This is a genomic window from Larkinella rosea (genome assembly GCF_003858635.1).
Classification (GTDB): Bacteria; Bacteroidota; Bacteroidia; order Cytophagales; family Spirosomataceae; genus Larkinella; species Larkinella rosea.
This window is the reverse complement of record NZ_RQJO01000007.1, coordinates 1662348-1685889: the sequence shown is the minus strand read 5'-3', so window position 1 is coordinate 1685889 and position 23542 is coordinate 1662348. Positions and strand designations below refer to the sequence as shown.

The window sequence follows — 23542 nt, the reverse complement described above, 5'->3', positions numbered from 1 at the left end:
TTGTCTCTGCTCTCTTGTCACTACTTATGCTTCTGCCTTTAGGACGTGAACCCGAACCAGATCAATCCGGGCTTCATTCATGGACAGAATGGTGAAGGTAATCGGGGGCATTTCGATGACGTCGTTCACATTGGGAATTTCGCCGTTGATCGATAAAATCAAACCACCCAGCGTGTCGTAGTCGCCTTCGGGGATATTCCAGCCGTATTTTTCGTTCAGGTTTTCGATTTCGTGCCGGGCGCTCAGAAGCCAGGTTTCCTCGTCCAGCTGGCGCTCATCCCAGTCTTCATTGGTGTCGTATTCGTCCTGAATTTCCCCGAAAATCTGCTCGACCAGGTCTTCCACGCTGACCAGTCCGGAAGTGCCCCCAAATTCGTCAACGACCAGCGCCAGGCTTTTGCGTTCGGCCAGAAATTTTTCGAGCAGCAAACGGGCGGGCATACTATCGGGCACCACCCGAATGGGCGTCAGAATGCTTTCGATCGTTTGCGGTTTTTGGAACAGCGCCAGCGCGTGGCAATACCCGATCACGTTGTCGATGTTGTCGCGATAAACTACAATTTTGGAGTGGCCACTTTCCTGGAAACAGCTTTTTAGTTCCTCAATGCTGTCATCCACATCGACCGCCGTGATTTCTGTCCGCGGAATCATGCAGTCCCGGACGGCCACGTTGCGAAAATCGATGGCGTTGTTCAGGATTTCGGTGTCGATGTCGATTTCTTCTTCACCCGGATCATCCTGTTGTTTTTGTTGATTGAATTGCTGGAGATAATGGTTAAGATCGATCAACCCAAAAACCGGTCGCACTTCCGAATACTTACTTCCCGGAATGATCTTGACAATGCCTTTTGTCAGCCAGACCATCAGCCGGACGATGGGGGCAATGGCTTTGTAGATGACCCAAATCGGAATGGCCAGCCTTTCCATAAAGGCATCCGGATGTATCAGTGCCAGGCTTTTGGGCAGATAATCCGCCACCGGCATAAACAGGATCGTCAGAACCAGGGTTTCGATCAGAATCAGCGCAATGGGATTGGCGAGCGATTCGTGCAGGTAGGTTGCCAGAAACGGGTTGAGAACCGTTACGCCCAACACGCCGTATAGAACCAGAAAAAGCGTATTGCCGGTGAGGGTAGTGCCCACAAACAAAATAGGTTGTTTCAGAAAAGCCGAAACCAGTTTTTCGCCCAAAGGCCCCTGTTTGCTGTGGAGTTCAAAATAAAGCCGGTTCACCGACTGGTACGCCATTTCGACCGCCGAGAAAAAACCGGCCAGTACCAGGGCGATGAACGCTCCGATAAGTATGCTGTATGATCCCATAATTGCTGGACTATAATTACGGTGATTTGACAGTGATTGCAGTGATTTAGTGATGGCGGTAACTGAAAAGGAAATCCGTTTCAGTTTAACTTACTCACCACTAAAATCACCCTAATCACAGTCAAATTACCGTAATCATAGTCTAGGATTTTCTTTTCTTTTTTCCGGACTGTTTCGCTGGTACCGACGGTTTTTGGGCTGGCCGGTTCAGGTGCATACCACGAACATACATAAAAGCCAGCAAAAACGCCAGACACAGCATAATTAGCCAGTAATGTTCCCCAAACGTCCGGGTTCGGCGGAACTCCAGAATCCATAAAAGGAGGCAGCCGACGGCCAGTGAGATGAGGACGGTTTCGCGGATTCTCATAGACGGACTATCTGGAACTGGCTACTAACGACGGTTTTTTCTTCTCCTTATCCCGCATTTTGGTAAACTCGTTGTAACGGCGAATGGCAGCCATTGAGAAACCGATGACCAGGACAAAGGTTCCGATCCAGAGGAAGTTGATCAGCGGCATTTCCTTCGCTTTCATCACGATGTAATCGCGCTGGGTGGTGTTGGCCGTGAACGTAAATAAACCGGTACGGGGATCAATTTCGTTCAACTGAATCCGCAGGCCCAGTTCGGCATTGGTTTCGGCCTGCCGACCCACCATGCGGTTTTTGATGATAAAAGCCGGTTGGAGGGTGTATTCCCGCTCTTTATCGAGCACCCGAATGACGGCTTTCACGGCGGCATCATTGGGTCCGAGGGGCGTTCCTTCAATCTCGCGGGTTTGCACAACGTTGTCAAAAACCGCTACGTAGTCATTGACAAAAAAAGTATCTTTCGGTGCAATCCGGTACGTTTCAGTGGGGCTCCAGGTGTCTTCGCTGGAAGGATCCGGAACCGTCGCAACGTAGGTATACAAATCTTTGCCCGGCATCCGGCGAATGTCCGGTGAGGGCAGAAAACCGCCTGCGCCCATCTGATTGTTAATCTGACCACGCGGAAACAAGGTGAAAACCTTCCCGCCCGGTTCCCGGTATTCGACCTCGTAATACGTATTTTCGGGGTGCAGCGCCACCGTATCGCCTTTTTTATGGTATAGTTTACCGTTCTGTTCGATATCCCGCAGCGCAATTCCGTGGAAGCTCAGTTCGGGGCTGCCTCCTTCAATCTGCTCCACCCAATCGCGGGGAACATAGTCGGGTACATCGCGAATCTCGATCCGCTGACCGCGGTACGTCAGCAGATAACCGCTCATTTTCTGCGGTTGATTCAGCCACAAAATGACGTTTTCTTTATTCTCTTTATTGTCGTTTTTGGTAAAATCTTCCCCCTTCGATATCAGCATACCGGTATTGTTCAGGGAAACGATCTTGGAGTAACCGGCCGAAAACAGAATCCCGATCAGCATCAGCGCCACGCCGATGTGAGCGACGGCTCCGCCCGAAAGCCGGTAATTCCCGCGAATAATTCCCCATAAAATGCTTCCATTAGCCACCAGGGCAAAAACCGATGCGGTGAGCAACACCATAAAAGCCGGTTTGGTAATGTTACCGTAGGCAATCAAACCACCGCTGATGAGCAAGGTGATGATGCCCGATGTGATGAGGGAATTCAGATTGCCTTTGCCGATTTTCTTCCACCAGATGTATTGACCAATTCCGGTGAGCAGCACAATCGCTGAAAAGAACCAGACCTGGAATTTGTTGTAATGGGCCACCTGATCGGCGGGCATGGCGATGTTGGGACTAAACCCAAACGATTCGCCAATTTTGTTATAAACCGGAAACGAGGTTGTATTCAGAACCTGAAAACCGGCCAGACACAGGATAACGGCACCAATAAATAGCCAGAATTCTCTGGAATAAACGGAAATTTCTTCGGCGTCTTTTTCGATCAGTTTCCACTTCACGCTGATGATGAAAACCGCCATGACGACGAACACCATCATGTAAATCAGCAGCTGGCCCGAAAGCCCCAAATCCGTAAAGGAGTGTACGGACGAATTGCCCAGAATACCGCTGCGGGTCAGGAAGGTAGAATAGAGAATCAACAGAAAAGTAGCAACTGACAGAATAATGGCGGTTTTCAAACCCGTCGAGCTTTTTTTAGCAATCAACATGGCGTGAATGGCGGCAATCAGCACCATCCAGGGCACCAGAACCGAATTCTCGACCGGGTCCCAGTTCCAGTAACCGCCAAAATTGAGCGTTTCGTACGCCCAGTAGCCACCCATCAGAATACCAACCCCCAGCACCATTGCCGAAAACAACGCCCAGGGCAGAGCGGGGCGCATCCATTCTTTTGGCTCATTTTTCCACAAACCGGCAATGCAAAACGCGAACGGAATCAACGTTGTGGCGTATCCCAGAAACAGGGTCGGCGGGTGGATTACCATCCAGTAATTCTGCAAAAGCGGATTCATGCCCTTACCGTCTTCCGGAACGTAATTCGGATTACTGGTAAAGATCGGCGCATCAGGTATAGCATCCCGCAGCAACATAAACGGCGAACTGCCGATTTTGAAGGTATCGCCAAATACGATGCCTAAGATCATCGACGCCAGGAAGGCCTGAACGAGGGCAAAAACCGTCATCATCGGGGCTTCCCACTGCCGCGAGCTGGTGCTTTTGGCGCGGTCGTCGCGGTTTGTATGAATCAGAACGACACCCAAAATCGCATTCCAGAACAACCACAGCAGAAAACTTCCTTCCTGTCCATGCCAGAAACTGGAGATAATGTACTCGGTTGGTAACGCCCGTGAAGAGTAATTCCAGGCGTAGTGGTATTCGTAATAATGGTTGGAAATAATCTGGAACAGGCAGGCAACAATGCCGAAAATGGCGACACCATGAACGTAAAACGCACCACGGGCCAGCCAGCGCCATTGCGTCACTTCCTGCTTGTTCTGAAGTAAGTCGTTGCCCGCCAGCGAAATCCGGAGGTAGGCAACCGTCGACATCAAAGCGGTTACAAATGAAATAATAACAAAAAGATGGCCGATATTACCGACGGTCGTATGAATCATGATGGAAGGATCGAATGGCTTAAATGGTTGAAAATGGTTGAATGGCTAAGCGCTTTTTCTAATTTAACCATTTAGAACTATCCATTTACAATTTTGCAGTTTTAGCTTCGTACTCCTTTGTTTCCAGCTTGTTTTCCTGGTATTTCGAAGGGCATTTCAGCAGAATCTTATCGGCGCGGAAATGATCACCCTGCATGCTGCCAATAACAACCACTTGTTCCGAGCGGTCGAAATCCTGCGGTTTGGGTGAATTGTACACCACTTTCTGCGTGTGGTTTTCGGTGTCGACCAACGAGAATTCAAAACGATTCGGGTCGATCTGGGGCTGATAAACCATGTTGATGATTTTACCCTGCGCATCCTTGGTCAGTTTACCAACCACGTGAACGCCATCGGATTCCCCACTTTTAGCCATTTCGGCGGCCTGGGTGAATGTAACATACGAACTGGCGTCACCGGCGGTCGAAATGATAATACCAATGGCCAGCGCAATGACAACAATACCGAGAATATGTGTTTTTTTCATGATTTAGAGGAAAGACGTTAGATAAGAGCGTAAAGACACTACAACCAGTAAAATCTCACTTCTCTTGTCTAAACTCTCTTGTCTATTTAGCTATTTAATCTCCTTTTCCAGTTTACTGATTTTGGTGTCCAGGCGGATCAGGTACAAAACAACGCCCGCAAACGTGACTAAAAATACGGCGACGACAACCCATATTTTACCGTCGGCCCGCAGTTTGTCTGCCATCTCAATTTCCTGAGCCTGCGAACGGAACGACAGCAGTAACAGGAAGCAAAGGACGAGGAATTTATGTATCATAGTAGTGAGTAGTGTAAAGTGGTAACAAGTTTAAACGGGTAATCATTCCGCGGTCGAATGGGCTTTCGGCAGCGTATCATTTACGTTGTCCAGGTGATCGCGGAGTCGGCGAAGGCGCACCCGCAATTGCGTCATCCAGACGCCGAGCAGGGTCATCCCAATGACGGCCGGATACAACACCATCCGCATGCCGTTGTCCATGTCGTACTTTCCAAAAGCCGGGTTGCCGCCGTTGCCCGGGTGCAGCGAATCCGTGAGCCGGGGCAATATGAAAATCAGCGGAACAAAAACCGCAAAAGCAAAAATGTTGTAAATCGCCGAGATGCGGGCTCGGCGAAGTTCGTCGTCGAATGAGTTGCGCAGGATCAGGTAGGCAAAATACATGAGCATACCCACGGCCACACTGTTCAGTTTCGGGTCGTTTGGCCAGGGATCCCCCCAGGTAATGCTGGCCCAAAGCGAGCCCGTCGCGCAACCCAGAATACCGTATAAAATGGCGGTATTGGCAAATTCAACGGAAACATGATCGTCGTCCAGCCGGCCTTTCCGAAGGTAACGAATGGAAAAGATCATGGACGTTAGCATGAGGATTACCATTGAAAACCACAGCGGTACGTGAAAATAAACGTTCCGGATGCTCTCGTTCAGAATCGGCTGACGAGGAACTTTACCCATGATTCCAACCCAGATAACGTACGTCATGATGACGACGGCCAGGGCTTTCCACCAATTTTTTTTCATAGTCATATTAACTTCTCCACAAATAGGGAAATAACAGGATCGAAAGTACCAGAACGATGGCGTCGATGGCCAGCAAAGTACCGATTTCGTCCAGACTAACGCTACGGTCTAAGCCATCAAGTGCATTTTTTGATACACGAATCAGCATAAGCAGCAACGGAAGCACCACCGGGAAACTCAAAACCGCCATCAGCGTCGCGCTATTTTCTGCCTTTGAAGCAATGCCAGCCACCAGTGTCAGTGAAGCCGCAAAGCCAACCGCGCCCAATAACAGATTAACGATAAACAACGGCATGTCCATATCCTGACCCGGAACACCCATCACCAGCGTATAAATCGTGAACCCCAAACCGGCCAGCACCAGCATCAACAACGTATTGTACAGAATTTTCGACAGGATGATTTTCTGCGGACTGATCAGCGTATAATAGTACAAAAGCCGTCCGGAACGTTCCTGTACAAAGCTTTTGGCGATGGCATTGATGGCGGTAAACAGCAGAATAATCCAGAAGAGGGTGTTCCAGACCATCGGCGTCAGTTGATTTCGGCGCAGGCTAAAACTCAGAAAACAGACAAAAACCGTACTGACAATATACAGCAGCATGCCATTCAGGGCGTAGCGTTGCCGCCATTCCAACCGAAATTCCTTGCCGATTAGCACCCTGATCTGTTGCATTTCGCTCTGGCGTTGGACGTAGGTCCATTAATGACCGGATTGTAGGAGGAACGTTTTCGTAGTCCTGTTTCCGTTTCGCAAAATTACAACACAAACCCCAGTTCAGCTTGATAAAAATTCCGGTTTTTTTGATAATAGTCTACAGGTTTGGGATTATTTCGCGGTAATCGATCACTCAGGTAATTCTAACTAGTTTTATCGTTTTTTCGAATTCGATTCTAAAATGGGAATTTTCACGCCATTAGTTGTAAATACGAATGGATAAGCATTAACTTGCGTTAGTTTGTAATAATTCTAAATAAATTGCCATGATGACTCGAAAGGCTGGCAAGCGGAGTGTGGCGGATCTGAAGCTCGGTGAAAAGGCCGTGATTCAATCCTTCAGCGATCAATGGATGTCGTTAAAGCTGCTCGAAATGGGTTGTTTGCCGGGTACGGAGGTTTCACTCCATTGTAAAGCTCCCCTCGGAGATCCAATTTGCCTCAACGTTTCGGGCTATTGTCTGTCGATGCGAAAATCGGAAGCGGCCACCATTTTGGTTGAATAATATCATTCCTTAGCTGGCAAACGGCAGGCGTTTACTAGCTATTAATACTGTTGAATCATTGAAATCAAAACCAGTCGTCGCCCTTGTTGGCAATCCGAATTCCGGAAAATCTTCGTTATTTAATGAACTGACCGGACTTCGGCAGAAAGTAGGCAATTTCCCCGGTGTAACGGTCGATAAAAAATCAGGAACAGCTTTTCTGAATGAAACCACCGAAATGACGGTGGTCGATTTGCCGGGTGTATACAGTATCTATCCTAAATCGCTCGACGAACAGGTCGTAACCGATATTTTGGCCAATCCGCAACACCCGGATTATCCCGATGTTGCCATTGTGGTGGTCGATGCGTCCAATTTAAATCGTAATCTGCTGCTGTTTACCCAGATTCAGGATTTGGGTGTACCGGTTATTCTGGCACTGAACATGCTGGACATTGCCCGGCAGCAACAGGTAGAAATCAACGCCGTTCGGTTGGCGATGCAACTGGGGGTTCCGGTTGTCAAAATCAATGCTCGGGTGGGCGAGGGGCTTGACCTCTTGAAACAGGCAATTGAAAGGCAGATCGCGCATCCGGTGACAGCTTCAAAATTATTCTTTGATCCAGAACTCGCGATGCATGCGTCGGGACAGGATATGAAGGGACTGATGGCGGACGTTCGTCAACACTATCAGTTGACTAATAATTACATTGCCTTGCAATACCTCATTCAGCACGACGGTTTTTCATTTCTGGAAACTCCTCAACGGGTTAAGCTGGACGATCTGATTGAGAAATACCAGTTCAAAGAGCTTGATTTTCAGGCAAAAGAGACCATTGGGCGTTACCAGCACATTGGCGATATTGTTAAAAACGTTGTGACCGACAGCCGCCCCCTCGACCAGTCAACCTGGAGCCAGCGGATTGACCGGTTTTTACTGCATCCGGTTTGGGGATACGCCATTTTCGCAACGGTTTTGCTGCTGATTTTTCAGGCGATCTTTGCCTGGGCGCAGCCGTTTGTCGATGGCATCGACGCGGGCGTAGCCTGGCTCAACGGCACCTTGCACGAAAGCTTACCGGAAGGTCCGCTGACGGATTTACTAACCGATGGGATCATTGCCGGAGTAGGGGGGGTCGTTGTGTTTATCCCCCAGATTGCATTCCTGTTTCTGCTGGTTTCACTGCTTGAAGAATCCGGATACATGTCGCGGGTTATGGTTCTGATGGACCGCGTGATGCGGCAGTTTGGCCTGAATGGCCGGAGCGTGGTCCCGCTGATTTCGGGCGTAGCCTGCGCCGTTCCGGCCCTGATGGCTACCCGTAGCATTGGTTCCTGGCGCGAAAGGCTGATTACTATTCTGGTAACTCCGCTGATGAGTTGCTCGGCCCGATTACCCATCTATACCATTTTGATTGCCCTGGTTGTGCCGGAAAAAACCGTATTGGGATTTCTCAATTTGCAGGGAATCGTCATGATGGGTTTGTATCTCCTCGGCCTTTCGGCGGCCCTATTGGGAGCTTATATCTTTAAAATCATCATTAAAGCAAGGGAGCGCAGCCTGTTTGTGATGGAGTTGCCCACCTATAAATGGCCACGCTGGAATCACGTCGGCATTACGGTTTGGGATAGCGTTACTTCCTTTGTCTGGCAAGCCGGGCGGGTCATTGTTGCCATTTCAATCGTATTGTGGGTGCTTGCTTCTTATGGGCCGGGCGATGCCCTTGAACAGGCCGAAAACCGTGCCCGGCGGGAAAGTGCGAATCGATCCGCGGAAGAAATTGAAAACCGGGTGGCTTCTGAAAAGCTGGAAGCCTCGTATGCCGGTCGGTTCGGTAAGGTCCTGGAGCCAGCCATTAAACCACTGGGTTACGACTGGAAGATTGGAATTGCGCTCATTAGCTCATTTGCCGCACGTGAAGTATTTGTTGGCACCATTGCGACCATCTACAGCATTGGTAGTGTCGATGAGGAAAACAGCACCACCATTAAACAGAGACTGGCCACAGAAATCAATCCGGAGACCGGCGGCCCCATGTACACGCCCGCCGTAGCATTTTCGCTGCTCATCTTTTACGTCTTTGCTATGATGTGTATGAGCACAATTGCAACGGTTTACCGCGAAACAAAAGGCTGGAAATGGCCCATGATTCAATTAGCTTATATGAGCGTTCTGGCTTATGTTTCAGCCTTTTTAGTCTACCAGTTGATGAAATAAAAAAAACCGATTTCCCACAGAATCTCCGGTTCTAAATACGGTGTTTCTGCGGGAAATCGGTTTCTCTTTTCGTGTTCGTGGTGTGGCTGTTACCAGAACAATCCTTTCGAAATGATCGGATAAATGAAGTGGAAAAGAATATAGGCGAATATCATCACCGTTAACACACCGAGTAAAGAAATCTGATCGACTTCAAAACGGAACCGACGGCCAGGGCGGTTAATTCTCCATTCTTTATGCACAACGTTTTTCATGGTAACTTTCAGATTATGGTGTTGATATAGTATCTGTTGGATATGTGATACAAAATTCAGCAATCGGATTGGCTTTAGCGTACGTACAACTACGTGATTTTAAAAACAGGTAGTTTTCTGGTACCCCTTTTTCTGAATTACTTAAAAAGGTTTCAAATACTATTCCAAGTGAAACCGGTTTTTCAATTCCTCGCCAAGAATTAAAGAATAGCGCTGATATACAGACAATTACGGCTAAGGAAAGTGGTAAAAAGCAATTTTTGAATTTTTATATAAATGGAAAAAAAAGATGAATTGTGGAAACTATTCCCCACTCATTGGGAATGATTTACACAGGTCTAGACCCGGTAATATTTACGAGGGTTGTAAGGCAATTGGATTGAGGAGAAAAATATTTTTTTAAACGCACGTCTTTACGCATGCCGGATCGGATAAATCAGGTGTAAAAGAACCAATCGATACAGCGTCTGACGGCTAATCCCAGCGGAGCGCTTCGATGAGGTCGGAAGCCGTTAATCCGATTTGTCCGCGCTTTTCGGCCACCCGGTCGCCCGCCCGGCCGTGTTCGAAAACACCCAGCACCGCGGCTTCTACCGGATCGTATCCCTGAGCAATCAATGCTGTCAGAATTCCCGTCAGCACGTCGCCGGTTCCGCCCGTGCTCATGCCCGGATTCCCGGTCGAATTGAAGTGCGTCGTACCGTCGGGAGTCGCAATGGCCGTGTGTGCTCCCTTCAGCACCACCACAAATCGGTTTCGCTGAGCAAAATCCCGCAGGATTCCCAGCTTGTCATAATCACTGGTCCAGCGTCGGGTCAGTCGTTCAAACTCTTTCGGGTGAGGAGTTAAGATGCTGTTTTTGGGTATTTTATCGAGCAATTCCCGATTCTGCGCAATCAGGTTTATGGCATCCGCATCGATCACCATCGGTTTTTTGGCTTCGGAAAGCAGTTTTCGGAGCATGGCCAGCGTTTCAGGTGCCGTTCCAATGCCGGGCCCAACGCCAATCGCGGAATACGTCCCGAGGTCCGGAATTTCGACTTCGGATTGGCCGGTCAGAATGTGCAGATGGCCGTCGGGCTGGCACATGGCTTCCGGAACTGTCGTTTGCAGAATTTCGTAACCGCAACGGGGAACCTGAACCGACAGCAATCCTACGCCCGACCGCAGACAGGCTTTGGACGCCAGTACGCCGGCTCCGATTTTGCCGTAGCTTCCCACCAACAGCAACGCATGCCCAAACGATCCCTTATGCGAAAACCGGTCGCGGGGACGCAGCAAATGCCGGACTTCACTCTCCGAACTGTAAAAATAAGTGGTAGGGGCCCGTTCAATAAATGTCCGGCTCAGCCCAATATCAACCCACTGCCATTCTCCCACGTAAATTCCGAGGGTCGGTTGCAGAAAGGCCAATTTGGGTAAATGAAACGTTACCGTATAATCGGGCCGTATAATCGTGGAATTGGGACCGTTGGCTGCATCGGCAAAAAGACCGCTGGCAATATCCACGGCTACGACCGTTGCCGGGCTGTGGTTGATCGCGTCAATGACAGATTGAACGATTCCATCCGTCGTTCTAGACAAACCCAGGCCTAAAATAGCGTCAATTACCACTTCGCGATTCCGAATCACCGGAATATCGCGTTCATTTTCGATGTAATTAATGGAGGAGATCAATTTCAGCCGCCGGTGGTTATGCATAAAATCCTCCGACTCGCGGGGCGCGTATCGAACCACGTACGTTTGTACCGAATATTCCAGCTGTGTTAAAAGCCGGGCAATGGCCAAACCGTCGCCCCCGTTGTTTCCCAAACCGCAAAATACCCGCACGGGCCGACTCTTATCGAATCGGGCTACATACCAGTCGGTAAAAGCCTGAGCCGCCCTTTCCATGAGGTTGATGGGCGCAACGGGTTCGTGTTGGATGGTATACTGATCGAGGGCACGGGTTTGTTCAACACTCAGAATTTTCATTCGGATTTGTCAAGGGCTGGTTTAATCTTCAACGGCGAATTAGCTAAAAACCCGCTAACCTTCCAACCATTCGGCGTTCAATCAATTTATTTCAGGTCAACTATTTATATAACGGGAAATATTGGCTATCTTTGCGGCTCAATAAGAATTATACCCCCGAAGATATCTACGGTCATGAGTGATTTAATTAAACTGGTCGAATCTGAAAACGCAGGTCGTCGGTCTAACTTTCCGAACTTTCAAGCAGGCGATACAGTCAATGTGCACGTTAAAATCCGTGAAGGAAACAAAGAGCGGATTCAGGTTTATACCGGAACGGTGATTCAACGCCGGAACCCAAACACCAACGGAGAAACGTTTACGGTACGCAAAATTTCAAACGGTGTGGGTGTAGAGCGGATTTTCCCGATTCTGTCGCCCAATATCGACAAAGTTGAACTGGTGCGTCTGGGTAAAGTGCGTCGCGCACGGTTATTCTACCTGCGTGGTCGTCAGGGAAAAGCTGCACGGATCAAGGAACGCAAGGCAAAAGCACCACAGGCTTAATCAGGTCTTGCCCATCAGGAAGGAAGCTGTCTGTGAAGGCGGCTTTTTTTGTATCCAAAAAAAATAAAAATTAACAATTATAAAGACAGCTGAGAGAATTTAGACCTCAGCTTGCTGGTAATTTTTAATTCAGAAAATGATCGATTTCTTCAAATACCAGGGAACCGGCAATGATTTTATCCTCATCGACGACCGCGACGAAACGTTTCCGGTTTCGCAGGAGCTGATTGCCCGGCTGTGTCACCGGCGGTTTGGGATTGGCGCCGACGGCCTGATTCTGCTCCGCACTCATCCGGATTATGATTTCCGGATGATATACTTCAACGCCGACGGCGCCGAAGGCAGCATGTGCGGCAACGGCGGACGGTGCATCGTTCGGTTTGCGCATGATTTAGGTCTGTTCGAATCGGAAACCCGGTTTTTGGCAGTTGACGGCGAACACACGGCGGCAGTAACTGAGCAGGAAGTTTCGCTGAAAATGAATGAAATCTCCGGCATCGAACAACACCCTGATTACGCGTTTCTGAACACGGGTTCCCCGCATTTTGTGAAAGTGGTCGAGGATGTCGAGTCGATGGATGTGGTGGCTGAAGGGCGGCCCGTTCGCTACGACGACCGGTTTGCGCCCGGTGGCACAAATGCCAATTTTATCGAGCCGATTGGTGCTAATGCCTTGTTTGTCAGAACGTATGAACGTGGAGTTGAAGACGAAACGTATTCCTGCGGTACGGGCGTAACGGCTTCGGCACTGGTAGCGCATCAGCAACTCGGCATGAATAGCCCGGTTTCCATTCAAACCATTGGCGGCAATTTAAGGGTTTCGTTCGTTGCCAATTCCGATGGCGGTTTTTCGGATCTGTATTTGATCGGCCCTGCCGTTCGGGTGTATGAAGGTTCGGTAAACGCCTGATTCTCTTATTCGTCGGCTCCCAGAATACCACCTTTCAGGTGATACAGGTGTTTTTCTTCCATTTCGGGATGGCGGCAAAAATCTTTGACCGCCACCCGGCTGCGCACGCCGTTCGTGCAGACCACAATCACATTGTCGTAAGGAAGCAGATAATGGCGTTTGTCGCGGATTTCGGCCAGCGGAATATTCAGGCCACCAATGTTGAATTCTTCAAATTCCCATTCGTCGCGGACATCGACTATGACGGTTTCCGGTTCCATCACCAGCGATTCCATCTCTTCCGTAGTAATGTCAGTATACGTTTTTGCGCTCACAAGGATCAAGGTTGGTGTAGACGGTGTTGACTGAAGAACACGAAAAACGCGGGTGCGGTTTTTCGATGGTCAGAAAATATCGGCCATTGAGCAAAATAGTACACGGAACCGTTTGATTCTCGTGTTTAATAGGCCCAAAACCGGGTTTTTGTCCTACAGACCTGCTCCTGAACCGTTCTGTAAAAGATTAACCGGTTTGTCTGCCAACTTGTCACACTTTGTAGCTCTGGAACAGTTGTTGGTAGCGTGTGAGCATCAGTTTATTGCGTCAATCATACTTTATCAATTTATTGTCATGAGCTCGACCATTCAGGAAAAAGGTCAAATTTCGATTCATACGGAAAACATCTTTCCGATCATTAAAAAATTTCTCTATTCCGATCACGAGATTTTTTTACGGGAATTGGTTTCAAATGCCGTCGATGCATCTCAGAAGCTGAAAAAACTGGCCGGATTCGGCGAATTCAACGGCGAATTGGGCGATTTGAAAGTGACTGTCACGCTTAACGAAGAAGCGAAGACCATCACCGTTAGCGACAACGGAATCGGGATGACCGCCGAAGAAATCAAGAAGTACATTAACCAGATTGCGTTTTCCGGGGCTTCGGAATTTCTGGAAAAGTACAAAGACAAACTGGACGAGAAAGGGGCGATCATCGGCCATTTTGGCCTGGGCTTCTATTCGGCTTTCATGGTAGCTGATCACGTCGAAATCATCACCAAATCGTATAAGGAAGGCTCCGAAGCGGCCCGCTGGATTTGTGACGGATCAACGGAGTTCGAAATCACGGAAGCCGAACGGGCCGAACACGGTACGGATGTCATCCTGCACATGGCCGCCGATTCGGAAGAGTTTCTGGACAAAAACCGCCTGCAATCGATTCTGGAAAAATACGGACGGTTTTTACCGATAACGATCGAGTTTGACGGAAATGTCATTAATAATACGACGCCCATCTGGACCAAGTCGCCGTCGGAGCTGACGGACGAAGATTACCAGAATTTCTACAAGGAACTTTATCCGATGTCGGAGGAACCTTTGTTCTGGATTCATTTGAATGTCGATTATCCGTTTAACCTGACGGGGGTACTGTATTTCCCGCGGGTGAAAAACGATTTCCAGATTCGTCGCGAAAAAATTCAGTTGTATAGTCGCCAGGTGTTTATTACCGACGAGGTGAAAGACATCGTGCCCGACTTCCTGATGATGCTGCACGGTGTGATTGACTCGCCCGATATTCCGCTGAACGTTTCGCGGAGTTTCCTGCAGGCCGATAGCAATGTGAAGAAAATCAACGGTTATATTACCCGTAAAGTAGCGGATAAACTGGGGGAACTCTTCCGCAACGACCGGGCTGGTTTCGAGCAGAAATTCGACGATATTGGCCTGTTTGTGAAATACGGTATTATCAGCGACGAGAAATTCTACGAAAAAGCCAAGGAATTTTGTCTGGTGAAAAACGTGGATGGAAAGTATTTTACGTTTGAGGAATTTACGGCGGCCGTTAAGGAAAACCAGACCGATAAAAGTGGTTCAGTCGTCTGGCTGTATACAACAGATCTTCAAAAACAACACGGTTTTGTTGAGTCGGCGCAGAAGCGCGGGTATGAAGTATTGCTCTTCGATACGGTTATCGACAGCCACTTTATCAATCAACTGGAATACAAACTCGAAAAAACCAGCCTGAAACGCGTCGACGCCGATACGTTTGACAAGTTGATTGACAAGGGGTTAAACAACGAAAGCGTTTTATCGGAAGATGACTCGGCGAAACTTAAAACGTTGTTTGAAGAATCACTGGAAAATAAAGTAGGAACGGTGAGCGTCGAAGCGATGCCAGCCGACGAACTACCGGTGATTATTACGTTGCCGGAATTTTTCCGCCGGATGAAAGATATGTCGGCGTTGAGTGGCGAACGCAATATGTTTGGTGCGATGCCGGACAGTTATAATATCGCCGTAAATGCCAATCACCCACTCGCCGACCGAATTTTGAAATCCAGCGATCCCGACGAACAAAAAGTTCTGGTGAAACAAAGCCTGGATTTGGCTAAGCTGGCGCAAGGAATGCTGTCTGGTTCAGATCTGACGGCGTTCATCCGCCGGACGGTGAAAACGTTATAACGGTTTACGGTATTCGGTTTACGGTTGCCAGCGCGAAAATAAAAAATGCGTCAGCAGCCGTAAACCGAATACCGTAAACCAATGACTGGTTATTTAACCGCGCGGCCGTACTTCTCCTGGTACAGTTGCTTGGCCTGACCCACCCAGTCTTCCCGTTCGATCCGGTCAGGAAAGAACTCGATGATATCGCTGACTTTTTCTACATCTTCGGTCGTGAAGTTCGCCAATTGACGAAAGCTGAAAATACCCAGCGTGTGCAGCTTCCGTTCAAAAAAAGGCCCGACTCCCACAATTTCCTTCAAATCGTCCGCTTCGCTGAGGGTTGAGTAGCCAATGCGCGTGAAGTTCAATTCCGATGCGCGGGATGCGATTTTCCGGAACATACTTTCTTCCTCGCTGACTACTTTTTCACCGGTTTTGGGCGCGGGAGGAATCACCACCGAAGCAATCGCTCTCCGTTTGCGGTGACATTCTTCCAGTGCATTTTCCTGTTCGTCCAGGGCCGCTCTCAATTCTCTAATTCGGCCATTTGTGCTCAATTGGGCCAACAGATAGCCCACCAGAGCAGCGAATGCCAACAAAATCAGAATTTCAGTAATGGCGACGCCCCGGCTAAATGGATCTAAATTAAACATGGTATAGTGGCTGTTTTATGTCAAACATTGGGTTTTAAACTCCATATTTCCGGCGGTGCAGCTTTCTGGCCTGGCCAATCCAGTCTTCGCGCTCGATGCGATCGGGGAAGAATTCAATGATATCACTGATTTTCTCCACATCTTCGGCTGTACAGTTTGCCAGCTGCCGAAACGTATAGATGCGCAAACTGTGGAGCTTTTTCTCAAAAAATGGCCCGATCCCGTTGATTTCCTTCAGGTCGTCGGCCTGTAATAAGGTGGCTTGACCAATTCGGGTAAAATTGATTTCGTTGGCCCGCGAAGAAATCCGCTGCAGCACGACGTCTTCCTGTTGTGACTGACTAAATTTCACGCAGTCTTCCACCTGACCTGCCGTGGCACTAATCTGGATTTCGAGCTGGCGAATGGTTGCCTTTCGGCCGATGTAACCAATAATGAAACCTAAAGCGCCGGAAACCAGCAACATAATCCAGTGCTGCATAACGGCGTTAGGCAACTGGTGGGGATTCATTTCGAACATAGTGGTAATGGGTTATGGTTTACTGAGGACGATTATTTCTGGACGACGATGGCGGCCCGTCGGTTGGTCCGACGACCTTCTTCGGTTTCATTGGATGCCAGCGGTTGAGCTTCTCCTTTGCCTTCGACGATTACCTGCCTGGCGGGAATACCGTCGTTAACAAATTGGGTTTTCACCGCAGTCGCCCGTTTTCTGGACAAGGCAAGGTTCAGGGCGTCGGAGCCCACATTGTCGGTATGACCGGTGATGACCAGCTTTTGATCGGGATTTTCTTTCAGGTATGCCCTGGTTTTCGCGAGGAACTCAGCGGTTTCGGCGGTTTTGATGTAGGTGGTTTTTCCGGTATTGAAATACAGGTCCATGGGCTCGAAAATGGACGCAAACTTTTGACTCTTAGCTAGTTCTTCTTCCTGAGGTGCTTTTACAACCACCTCGTTCAGAAACGAAAACTGAACACCGCCGTAGAGCGAATCACCCGTGGGAGTGAAGGCCAGACTGGTACTTTCTTCCCCCTGTACCGTAAACAAACTGTCAGGAATGCCCAGGCTGTTCAGGTAAGTCCGGATGCTGTTGGCGCGGGCAACTCCCAGATTGGCATCGGTCGATGGATTTTGTTCATTTGGATCGTAAAAACCGGTCAGCTGCATTCTTTTTCCGGGATTTGCTTTCAGGTACATCGATAACGAATCCAGCAAAGACTGAACACCGGTCGGGTTGACCGCAGCGCCGGATTTGGCAAAGGCCAGGTGACCCGACGACTGGAACGAAGCGGCAGAACCGTCGGTAAACGCTAATCCCGGAACGGTAAAGGCGGAAGTCGCCCCGGTTGCGGAAACTGCCCCAGGAGATGGAGCATCATCGTCGGCGCAAAGCTGTTTAATCTGGCACACGTGCCAATAGGTTGATCCAGCCATCCAGAGTAGCAGCAGAACAGCCCAGGGAGTTTTATTGGTGAACATGAAATAACGGGGGATTTGAAGTTTGCAATCTTTCCTTATGACGGAGGCAGAGCCGGAAAGTCATGCAGATCCCTAATTATTTTTGTTACTCCTTTCAGTTTCACCTAAATACAAAAGTGATAAGTGCGAAAAGAAAGGTTCGCGGGTTTAATAGAATGACGAATGGATGAAGAAAAAAACGCATTTATTAAAAAAGCCGACCCGCAATCAGTTCTGATTGCGGGTCGGCTTGAAAGAAACATTCGGTGAAAAACCGGTTTATCGATTCATCGATACCAGGAATTCGTCGTTGTTGCGGGTTCCGCGCATCCGGTCGAGCAGGAAGTCCATCGACTCCATAGCGTTCATATCGGCCATGTGTTTGCGGAGAATCCAAATGCGTTGCAGGGTTTCTTTGTCGAGCAGCAGATCTTCCCGACGCGTACCGGAAGCCAGCACATCCACGGCCGGATAAACCCGCTTGTTGGACAGTTTCCGGTCGAGCTGAAGTTCCATGTTACCCGTTCCTTTGAATTCTTCAAAAATGACTTCATCCATCTTCGAACCGGTGTCAATCAGGGCCGTTGCAATGATCGTCAGCGAGCCGCCATTTTCGACGTTCCGGGCTGCTCCAAAAAACCGCTTCGGTTTGTGCAGCGCATTGGCATCGACCCCACCCGACAGAATTTTACCGGATGACGGAACAACCGTATTATAGGCCCGCGCCAAACGCGTGATAGAATCGAGCAGAATGACGACGTCGTGACCGCATTCCACCATCCGCTTGGCTTTTTCCAACACCATCGACGCTACTTTTACGTGCCGTTCAGCCTGCTCGTCGAATGTCGATGAAATAACCTCCGCATTGACACTGCGGGCCATGTCGGTAACTTCTTCCGGACGTTCGTCAATCAGCAGGATGATGAGATAAACCTCCGGATGGTTTTTCGTAATGGCGTTGGCGATGTCTTTCAGCAGCACGGTTTTACCGGTTTTCGGCTGTGCTACAATCATCCCCCGCTGGCCTTTGCCGATCGGAGCAAACATATCCACGATTCGGGTCGAATACTGATCGGCGCGATAGCTTAGATTCAGTTTCTCTTCCGGGAAAAGTGGGGTCAGGTATTCAAACGGAATCCGATCACGAATCTCTTCGGTCGTTTTTCCATTAACCGACGAAACACGCAGCAGCGCAAAATATTTTTCCCCTTCCTTGGGCGGGCGAATCTGACCACGGACGGTATCTCCGGTTTTCAAACCAAAAAGTTTGATTTGTGACGGTGACACATATATGTCATCCGGACTGGCCAGATAATTGTAATCGGCCGACCGCAGGAATCCGTAGCCCCCGTCAGACATAATTTCCAGCACGCCTTCATTTTCAATGATACCGTCGAATTCGCGAATGTGCTGGTTATACTGCCGACGGATGCGGTTTGTATACTCATCCGGACGCGCAACTTCACGTGGCTGACGGTCGGTTTGGGTTGTAACCTGGCTGGTGGTCGGTTCTGGCTGAGCCACTTGTACGGGCGACTCGGACGTTTCCGGAGATGGGGCAGCAGTGGTTTGTTCCGTTTCGGTTTCAGCAGGCGCGGTGTAAAAATCGTCAGCATCGGTTTCGATTGACAAATCCAACGCGGGTTGTTCGAGTTCATTTTGCCGGTTGCGGGGTTGATCCGAACGGGAACCTTTATTTTGAAAGCCTTTATTCTCAGCTGGTTTGTCAACCGAGGAAGTGGCTGGGCTTTCTAATTTGTTCCCTTCATCATCTTTGCGGATGCGCTGGCGTACCCGCCGGTCGTTCGGATCGGAATACTCATTGCGAACCGGACGGACCGGGCCGGTTTGCTCCGGACCACGGCGGTTTTGAGGCCGGGCCTGAGTGGGTTCAGTTGGACGTCCGTTGCGTTGATTCGGATTCGTATCACGGGGCGGACGGATGTTTGAAACCCTGGGTTGTTCGGGTTGGGCCTCCAAAGCGGGCATTGGTTGCACGGGTTGCACCGGCTCGGCGACTGGAATCGGGTCTGGTTGGGTAACCGGGGCCAATTCAGCTACCGGCGCTGGTTCCGATCGGGGACGGCGACCGCGACGGGGGGCTTCCGCTGGTGCGGCCTGAGCGGCTTCAGCCGTTACGGGTTTACCGTTTTCAGAAGCGGTCGGGACGGGGTCAGGCAATAAAGACTGCTGGTCCAGGATTTTGTAGACCAACTCTTTTTTATTGAATTTACTAATGTCACGAATACTGAATGACTCAGCAATCGATTTTAATTCTGATAATAGTTTCAGTTCGAGTTCTTCCTTATTGTACATAAAAAAGCCAGAGTAAGCAAAGAGGGCTTTACTTGATGAATGAGAGATAATTGTCGCTACGGCGAGCCGTGGATGAATGAATCCAAATGGGGAAAAGTACTGCTTTAAATTTATGATTAATTACAAGTCAGATACTTGCTTGACCGATCACATGCAGAAACTGTTTTAGTAACAATCCCACTACGCTGGTGCGTGGTGCGCTTTAACGGGGACAGTTTGTTCAGGTGGATTTGGCTTGCAGCCTCAGATTACATGGATAAAAGGCAGAACACCAGTGAATCGGGTCAGAACCTATATGACCACAATGTTAAGAGTTTAATCCCGCTTTGTCAACAAGAACGAGCAAAACCCGCAAATGTTTTAGAATTTAATCAAAAGTAGCCGGTTATTTATTTTTGATTTTCGAGCGGGGTCGCTGATTGAGTTCGAAGATACAACATTCTTGCCGGAAATGCAAACTGCCCGTCATGTCTTTTAACAATATCAATCAATTGATAGTTCACGATTTCTTTTACCTTGCTGAATTCCCGGAAATCACTGGTTGCAACGTAATACTGGATAAGGATGTCGAGGGAACTTTCACCAAAAGAATCGAATTGGATCAGAGCCGGATTTTGATTGGTTTGGGGCTCATTGTCAAGCCATTGTTTAATTTCATCTACAATGTTCCGGAGTGTTTCGGGAGGGGTGTCGAGCGCCAGATGAAGGAAAAATTTGGTGCGTCGCTGGCTCCGCTGGGTCAGGTTGTCGAGCGATTGCGAAATCATCAGCCGGTTGGGAACCGCAATCTGGCTGCCGTCGTCGGTGCGGAGCCGGGTGCTGCGGAATCCGATTTTTTCAACGGTACCGGTTACCTGATTTGGCCCCGTACCGGCGGTAACGGTGTCGCCCGTAATAAAAGGTCGATCGAGTAAAATGGCAAACGACGCAAATAAATTTTCGAGCGTTTCGCGGGCGGCCAGCGCAATGGCTAAACCGCCAATACCCAGACTCGTAACGAGGGCAATGACGTTAACGTCGAAAACGATGCTTAGCGTGGCAAAAAAGGCAATGGCCAGCACCACCATGATCATCAGGTCGCGGACGAACGGCACCAACTGATCGTCGAGTTTGGTTTTGGTCAGTTCAGCGCGTTTCTGAAAAATCAGGCCAATGAACTTCACAAACCGGATGGCGATCCAGGCCAGGGTAATCATCAGCGTGGTTTGGAAAAGCCGGATCACGACGAGCCGATAGCCAAACTCGGTACGCGGCACCAGGCCCCATTGCTCGGGAATGGCCAGTCGATCGAAGGCCAGAAAAAGCATGACCAACAGGATAAAAAACTCGATTGGCTTGCGCATCAACCGGATAAAGTCGCTGATCGGGATGGAGCCCGCTTCCGGTTTAACCAACCGGTAAAAAAAGCGACTCAACAGCATCGAAAGGATTCGCTTCAGCCACAGACTCAACAATATAATGAGGACAAACACCAGCAGATTGCCTACGGAATTTTCCAGGATACGATGCTCAAACCAAATTTTTAATGACTCCATGCCGCATTTTAAGCATTTTTAACGTCTTGTATGGAGGAATCTGGTACCAATTTGCAATTTTTGCAGTAATGAATATCGCCATTGACTGGGGTAACAGCGCCATCAAAGCTGGTTTTTTCGAGGATGGAAAACCGGTGGACGTTTATACTCAATTAACCATCGGGAATTTACAGGAATTGCTTGAAAGGTATGCGCCGGCCGCAGTGGTTATTTCATCGACCAATCGTCCGGCAGAACAATTGCGGGAGCAGTTGGTGCTGAAAACCGGAACATTCTGGCTATCGGTTGACGGTCGTACACCGGTGCCGATGGAGAAACGGTATGATACACCAAACACCCTCGGCTCCGACCGGATCGCGTCGGCTGTGGGGGCTAAAGTACAGTTTCCGGAGGATGCTTGCCTGGTGATTGACATGGGTACCTGTGTAACGTATGACTACGTGGATGAAGACTCGGTTTTTCACGGCGGAATGATTTCTCCCGGTTTTCGTATGCGATTCCGGGCAATGCATTCGTTTACAGAAAGGCTACCTCTGGTTGAACCGGAGGAACGTCGTCCTACGTTGCTGGGGAAAAATACCCGGCAGGCCATGCAGGCTGGCGTCATCAACGGATTGCTGGCCGAACTGAATGGAATTATCGACGCGCACCGTCAGGATCACCCGGCTGTGAGGGTGTTAATCTGTGGGGGAGACGCTCCGTTTTTTGAAAGTAGCCTGAAACCCCCCATCTTTGTAGTACCGGAACTGGTGCTTATCGGATTGAATCGTATTTTAGAACATAATGTCGACCTCTCGTAACGGATGTTACTCCGTCTTATTTACCGCCTTTTTCCTGCTTGGAATGGCTCAGTTGCCCGCACAGGCACAAGGTTTAGGCAATTCTCCTTATTCAGCGCTGGGTATTGGTGAAATCTACGGCAACAACAACATCACCAACATGGGGATGGGTGGCCTGGGAACGGCCTACGCAAATGGTTTTTTCCTGAATAGTGTCAATCCGGCTTTGCTGGTCCGGAACCGCTATACCATTTTTGAAGTGGGGTTGCTCGGGCAAACCAAACGGCTTTCGGATAGCCGGGGACAAAGCCAGCGGGATTTTGGCGCTAACATTAGTTACTTGACGTTGACGTTTCCGGTCACCCGGTACTGGTCGGCGGGTATCGGGTTACGGCCATATAGCTACGTCGATTACCAAACGACACAGTATCAGAAAGTACCGGGTACCATTTACGAGTCAGAATACGTCTATCACGGAAAAGGCGGGCTTAACAAAGCGGTTTTCACCAACGGGTTTAGCATTACCAGAAACTTTTTTGTCGGGGTCGAAGCCGCATTTCTCTTTGGGAATATTACCAACGATTCAGATTCGCGCCTGCTCATCGGCGGAGATGATATTACCGTTAAACGCTCGACACTTACCAGTTATAGCGATGTAGTTTGGCGGTTTGGGGCAGCCTGGCGCCCCAAAATTGCCAAAGACTGGTTCCTGAACGTCGGTGCAACGGTTGATCCGATGACCAGACTTGGCGGTAAATCGGTCGATACTTACCAGCAAATCGATGCCAGCGGAACCCAGATTTCGACCCCCGATACCGTTAGCAGTCGTACGAATGGCTCCATTACATTGCCTGCTCAGTTTAAAGGCGGAATCGTTCTTGAAAAATCGCAAAAACTCGCTTTTGGTGTGGAATTTGGATACCAGCCCTGGTCGAAATACAAAGGTTTGGGGGGTACGCCCGGTAATTTAAAAGACAGTTATTCGTTCGGTGCCGGTCTGGAGTTTACCCCCAAAACCCGCTCGCTGCGTTATTTGGAATTGATTCCCTACCGAGTCGGCTTCAACTATTCCAAATTACCGTATTCAGTCAGTGGAAAACAGCCAACGGATATGAGTGCCAGTTTAGGATTTTCATTGCCGGTGGGACAATTTGTCAATTCAATGACCATTTCCTTAACCGGCGGTCAGCGCGGAACCGTGATCGATAATCAGATCAAGGAACGGTATGTTAAGATTGGGCTAGGCTTGTCGCTCAATCAGCAGTGGTTCCATCGCTCCAAAGTCGATTAAAAGCCGGTTTTCAGGCGACTTGCTTTGCCATTTGATCATTTGAATGAACCCAGCAGGTACTGACGGTGTTTTTGGAAGGT

The 23542-nt window shown here is 49.2% G+C and carries 21 protein-coding genes; 7 read left to right on the top strand and 14 right to left on the bottom strand.

Annotated elements, in window-relative coordinates:
- Window positions 1-24: 24 nt before the first annotated feature.
- The 7 genes from EHT25_RS07130 to EHT25_RS07100 all read right to left on the bottom strand — a co-directional run bounded on the left by EHT25_RS07130 (window position 25) and on the right by EHT25_RS07100 (window position 6580).
- Window positions 25-1320 (bottom strand): hemolysin family protein, encoded by a 1296-nt coding sequence (locus EHT25_RS07130; RefSeq protein ID WP_124872713.1) that lies wholly within the window; start codon window positions 1318-1320, stop codon window positions 25-27.
- 142 nt (window positions 1321-1462) lie between these two features.
- Window positions 1463-1690 (bottom strand): hypothetical protein, encoded by a 228-nt coding sequence (locus tag EHT25_RS07125; protein ID WP_124872711.1) that lies wholly within the window; start codon window positions 1688-1690, stop codon window positions 1463-1465.
- A gap of 7 nt (window positions 1691-1697) precedes the next feature.
- Complete coding sequence (gene ccsA / locus EHT25_RS07120; protein ID WP_124872709.1) at window positions 1698-4340, bottom strand: cytochrome c biogenesis protein CcsA; 2643 nt, start codon at window positions 4338-4340, stop codon at window positions 1698-1700.
- 85 nt (window positions 4341-4425) lie between these two features.
- Window positions 4426-4866, bottom strand: coding sequence for a cytochrome c maturation protein CcmE domain-containing protein (locus EHT25_RS07115; protein ID WP_124872705.1), 441 nt, complete (start codon window positions 4864-4866; stop codon window positions 4426-4428).
- A gap of 90 nt (window positions 4867-4956) precedes the next feature.
- Window positions 4957-5163 (bottom strand): CcmD family protein, encoded by a 207-nt coding sequence (locus tag EHT25_RS07110; RefSeq protein WP_124872703.1) that lies wholly within the window; start codon window positions 5161-5163, stop codon window positions 4957-4959.
- 42 nt (window positions 5164-5205) lie between these two features.
- Window positions 5206-5904, bottom strand: a complete 699-nt coding sequence (ccsA, locus tag EHT25_RS07105; RefSeq protein WP_124872701.1) for a cytochrome c biogenesis protein — start codon at window positions 5902-5904, stop codon at window positions 5206-5208.
- 7 nt (window positions 5905-5911) lie between these two features.
- The gene (locus tag EHT25_RS07100; RefSeq protein WP_124872699.1) at window positions 5912-6580 is read right to left on the bottom strand and encodes a heme exporter protein CcmB; all 669 of its coding nucleotides are present in this window, start codon (window positions 6578-6580) and stop codon (window positions 5912-5914) included.
- Between the two features lie 308 nt (window positions 6581-6888).
- Here EHT25_RS07100 and EHT25_RS07095 point away from each other — a divergent pair, with 308 nt between their 5' ends.
- On the top strand, window positions 6889-7128 hold the full coding sequence (locus EHT25_RS07095; protein WP_229311453.1) for a FeoA family protein: 240 nt from the start codon (window positions 6889-6891) through the stop codon (window positions 7126-7128).
- Window positions 7129-7186: 58 nt separating this feature from the next.
- A complete protein-coding gene (gene feoB / locus EHT25_RS07090; RefSeq protein ID WP_124872697.1) occupies window positions 7187-9325 on the top strand; it encodes a ferrous iron transport protein B in 2139 nt (712 codons plus the stop codon).
- A 728-nt stretch (window positions 9326-10053) separates the two neighbouring features.
- Here feoB and EHT25_RS07085 read toward each other — a convergent pair.
- Window positions 10054-11553 carry an NAD(P)H-hydrate dehydratase gene (locus EHT25_RS07085; protein ID WP_124872695.1) on the bottom strand — a complete coding sequence of 500 codons (1500 nt, stop codon included), beginning with the start codon at window positions 11551-11553 and terminating at the stop codon, window positions 10054-10056.
- Between the two features lie 174 nt (window positions 11554-11727).
- Between EHT25_RS07085 and rplS the strand changes: the two genes are divergently transcribed.
- Both rplS and dapF read left to right on the top strand, forming a co-directional pair.
- Window positions 11728-12099 (top strand): 50S ribosomal protein L19, encoded by a 372-nt coding sequence (rplS, locus tag EHT25_RS07080; protein WP_124872693.1) that lies wholly within the window; start codon window positions 11728-11730, stop codon window positions 12097-12099.
- Window positions 12100-12238: 139 nt separating this feature from the next.
- On the top strand, window positions 12239-13009 hold the full coding sequence (gene dapF / locus EHT25_RS07075) for a diaminopimelate epimerase (protein WP_124873541.1): 771 nt from the start codon (window positions 12239-12241) through the stop codon (window positions 13007-13009).
- Window positions 13010-13014: 5 nt separating this feature from the next.
- Here the strand turns inward: dapF and EHT25_RS07070 are convergent, their stop codons facing one another.
- Complete coding sequence (locus EHT25_RS07070) at window positions 13015-13323, bottom strand: rhodanese-like domain-containing protein (RefSeq protein WP_124872691.1); 309 nt, start codon at window positions 13321-13323, stop codon at window positions 13015-13017.
- Window positions 13324-13618: 295 nt separating this feature from the next.
- On the opposite strand from EHT25_RS07070, the gene htpG reads away from it, so the two are divergent.
- The gene (gene htpG, locus EHT25_RS07065) at window positions 13619-15448 is read left to right on the top strand and encodes a molecular chaperone HtpG (protein WP_124872689.1); all 1830 of its coding nucleotides are present in this window, start codon (window positions 13619-13621) and stop codon (window positions 15446-15448) included.
- 89 nt (window positions 15449-15537) lie between these two features.
- On the opposite strand, the gene EHT25_RS07060 is transcribed toward htpG, so the two are convergent.
- From EHT25_RS07060 to EHT25_RS07040, 5 genes are all read right to left on the bottom strand, one after another.
- A complete protein-coding gene (locus EHT25_RS07060; RefSeq protein WP_124872687.1) occupies window positions 15538-16083 on the bottom strand; it encodes a helix-hairpin-helix domain-containing protein in 546 nt (181 codons plus the stop codon).
- Window positions 16084-16117: 34 nt separating this feature from the next.
- Window positions 16118-16603 carry a helix-hairpin-helix domain-containing protein gene (locus EHT25_RS07055; RefSeq protein WP_124872685.1) on the bottom strand — a complete coding sequence of 162 codons (486 nt, stop codon included), beginning with the start codon at window positions 16601-16603 and terminating at the stop codon, window positions 16118-16120.
- A 32-nt stretch (window positions 16604-16635) separates the two neighbouring features.
- Window positions 16636-17562, bottom strand: coding sequence for an OmpA family protein (locus tag EHT25_RS07050; RefSeq protein ID WP_124872683.1), 927 nt, complete (start codon window positions 17560-17562; stop codon window positions 16636-16638).
- 258 nt (window positions 17563-17820) lie between these two features.
- Window positions 17821-19857 (bottom strand): transcription termination factor Rho, encoded by a 2037-nt coding sequence (rho, locus tag EHT25_RS07045; protein ID WP_124872681.1) that lies wholly within the window; start codon window positions 19855-19857, stop codon window positions 17821-17823.
- Window positions 19858-20246: 389 nt separating this feature from the next.
- The gene (locus tag EHT25_RS07040) at window positions 20247-21392 is read right to left on the bottom strand and encodes a mechanosensitive ion channel family protein (protein ID WP_124872679.1); all 1146 of its coding nucleotides are present in this window, start codon (window positions 21390-21392) and stop codon (window positions 20247-20249) included.
- A gap of 68 nt (window positions 21393-21460) precedes the next feature.
- Here EHT25_RS07040 and EHT25_RS07035 point away from each other — a divergent pair, with 68 nt between their 5' ends.
- Window positions 21461-22192: a type III pantothenate kinase gene (locus tag EHT25_RS07035; RefSeq protein WP_124872677.1), complete on the top strand. Its 732-nt coding sequence runs from the start codon at window positions 21461-21463 to the stop codon at window positions 22190-22192.
- 43 nt (window positions 22193-22235) lie between these two features.
- Window positions 22236-23462, top strand: coding sequence for a BamG family beta-barrel-assembly machinery protein (gene bamG, locus EHT25_RS07030; protein WP_124872675.1), 1227 nt, complete (start codon window positions 22236-22238; stop codon window positions 23460-23462).
- The last annotated feature ends 80 nt before the right edge of the window (window positions 23463-23542 follow it).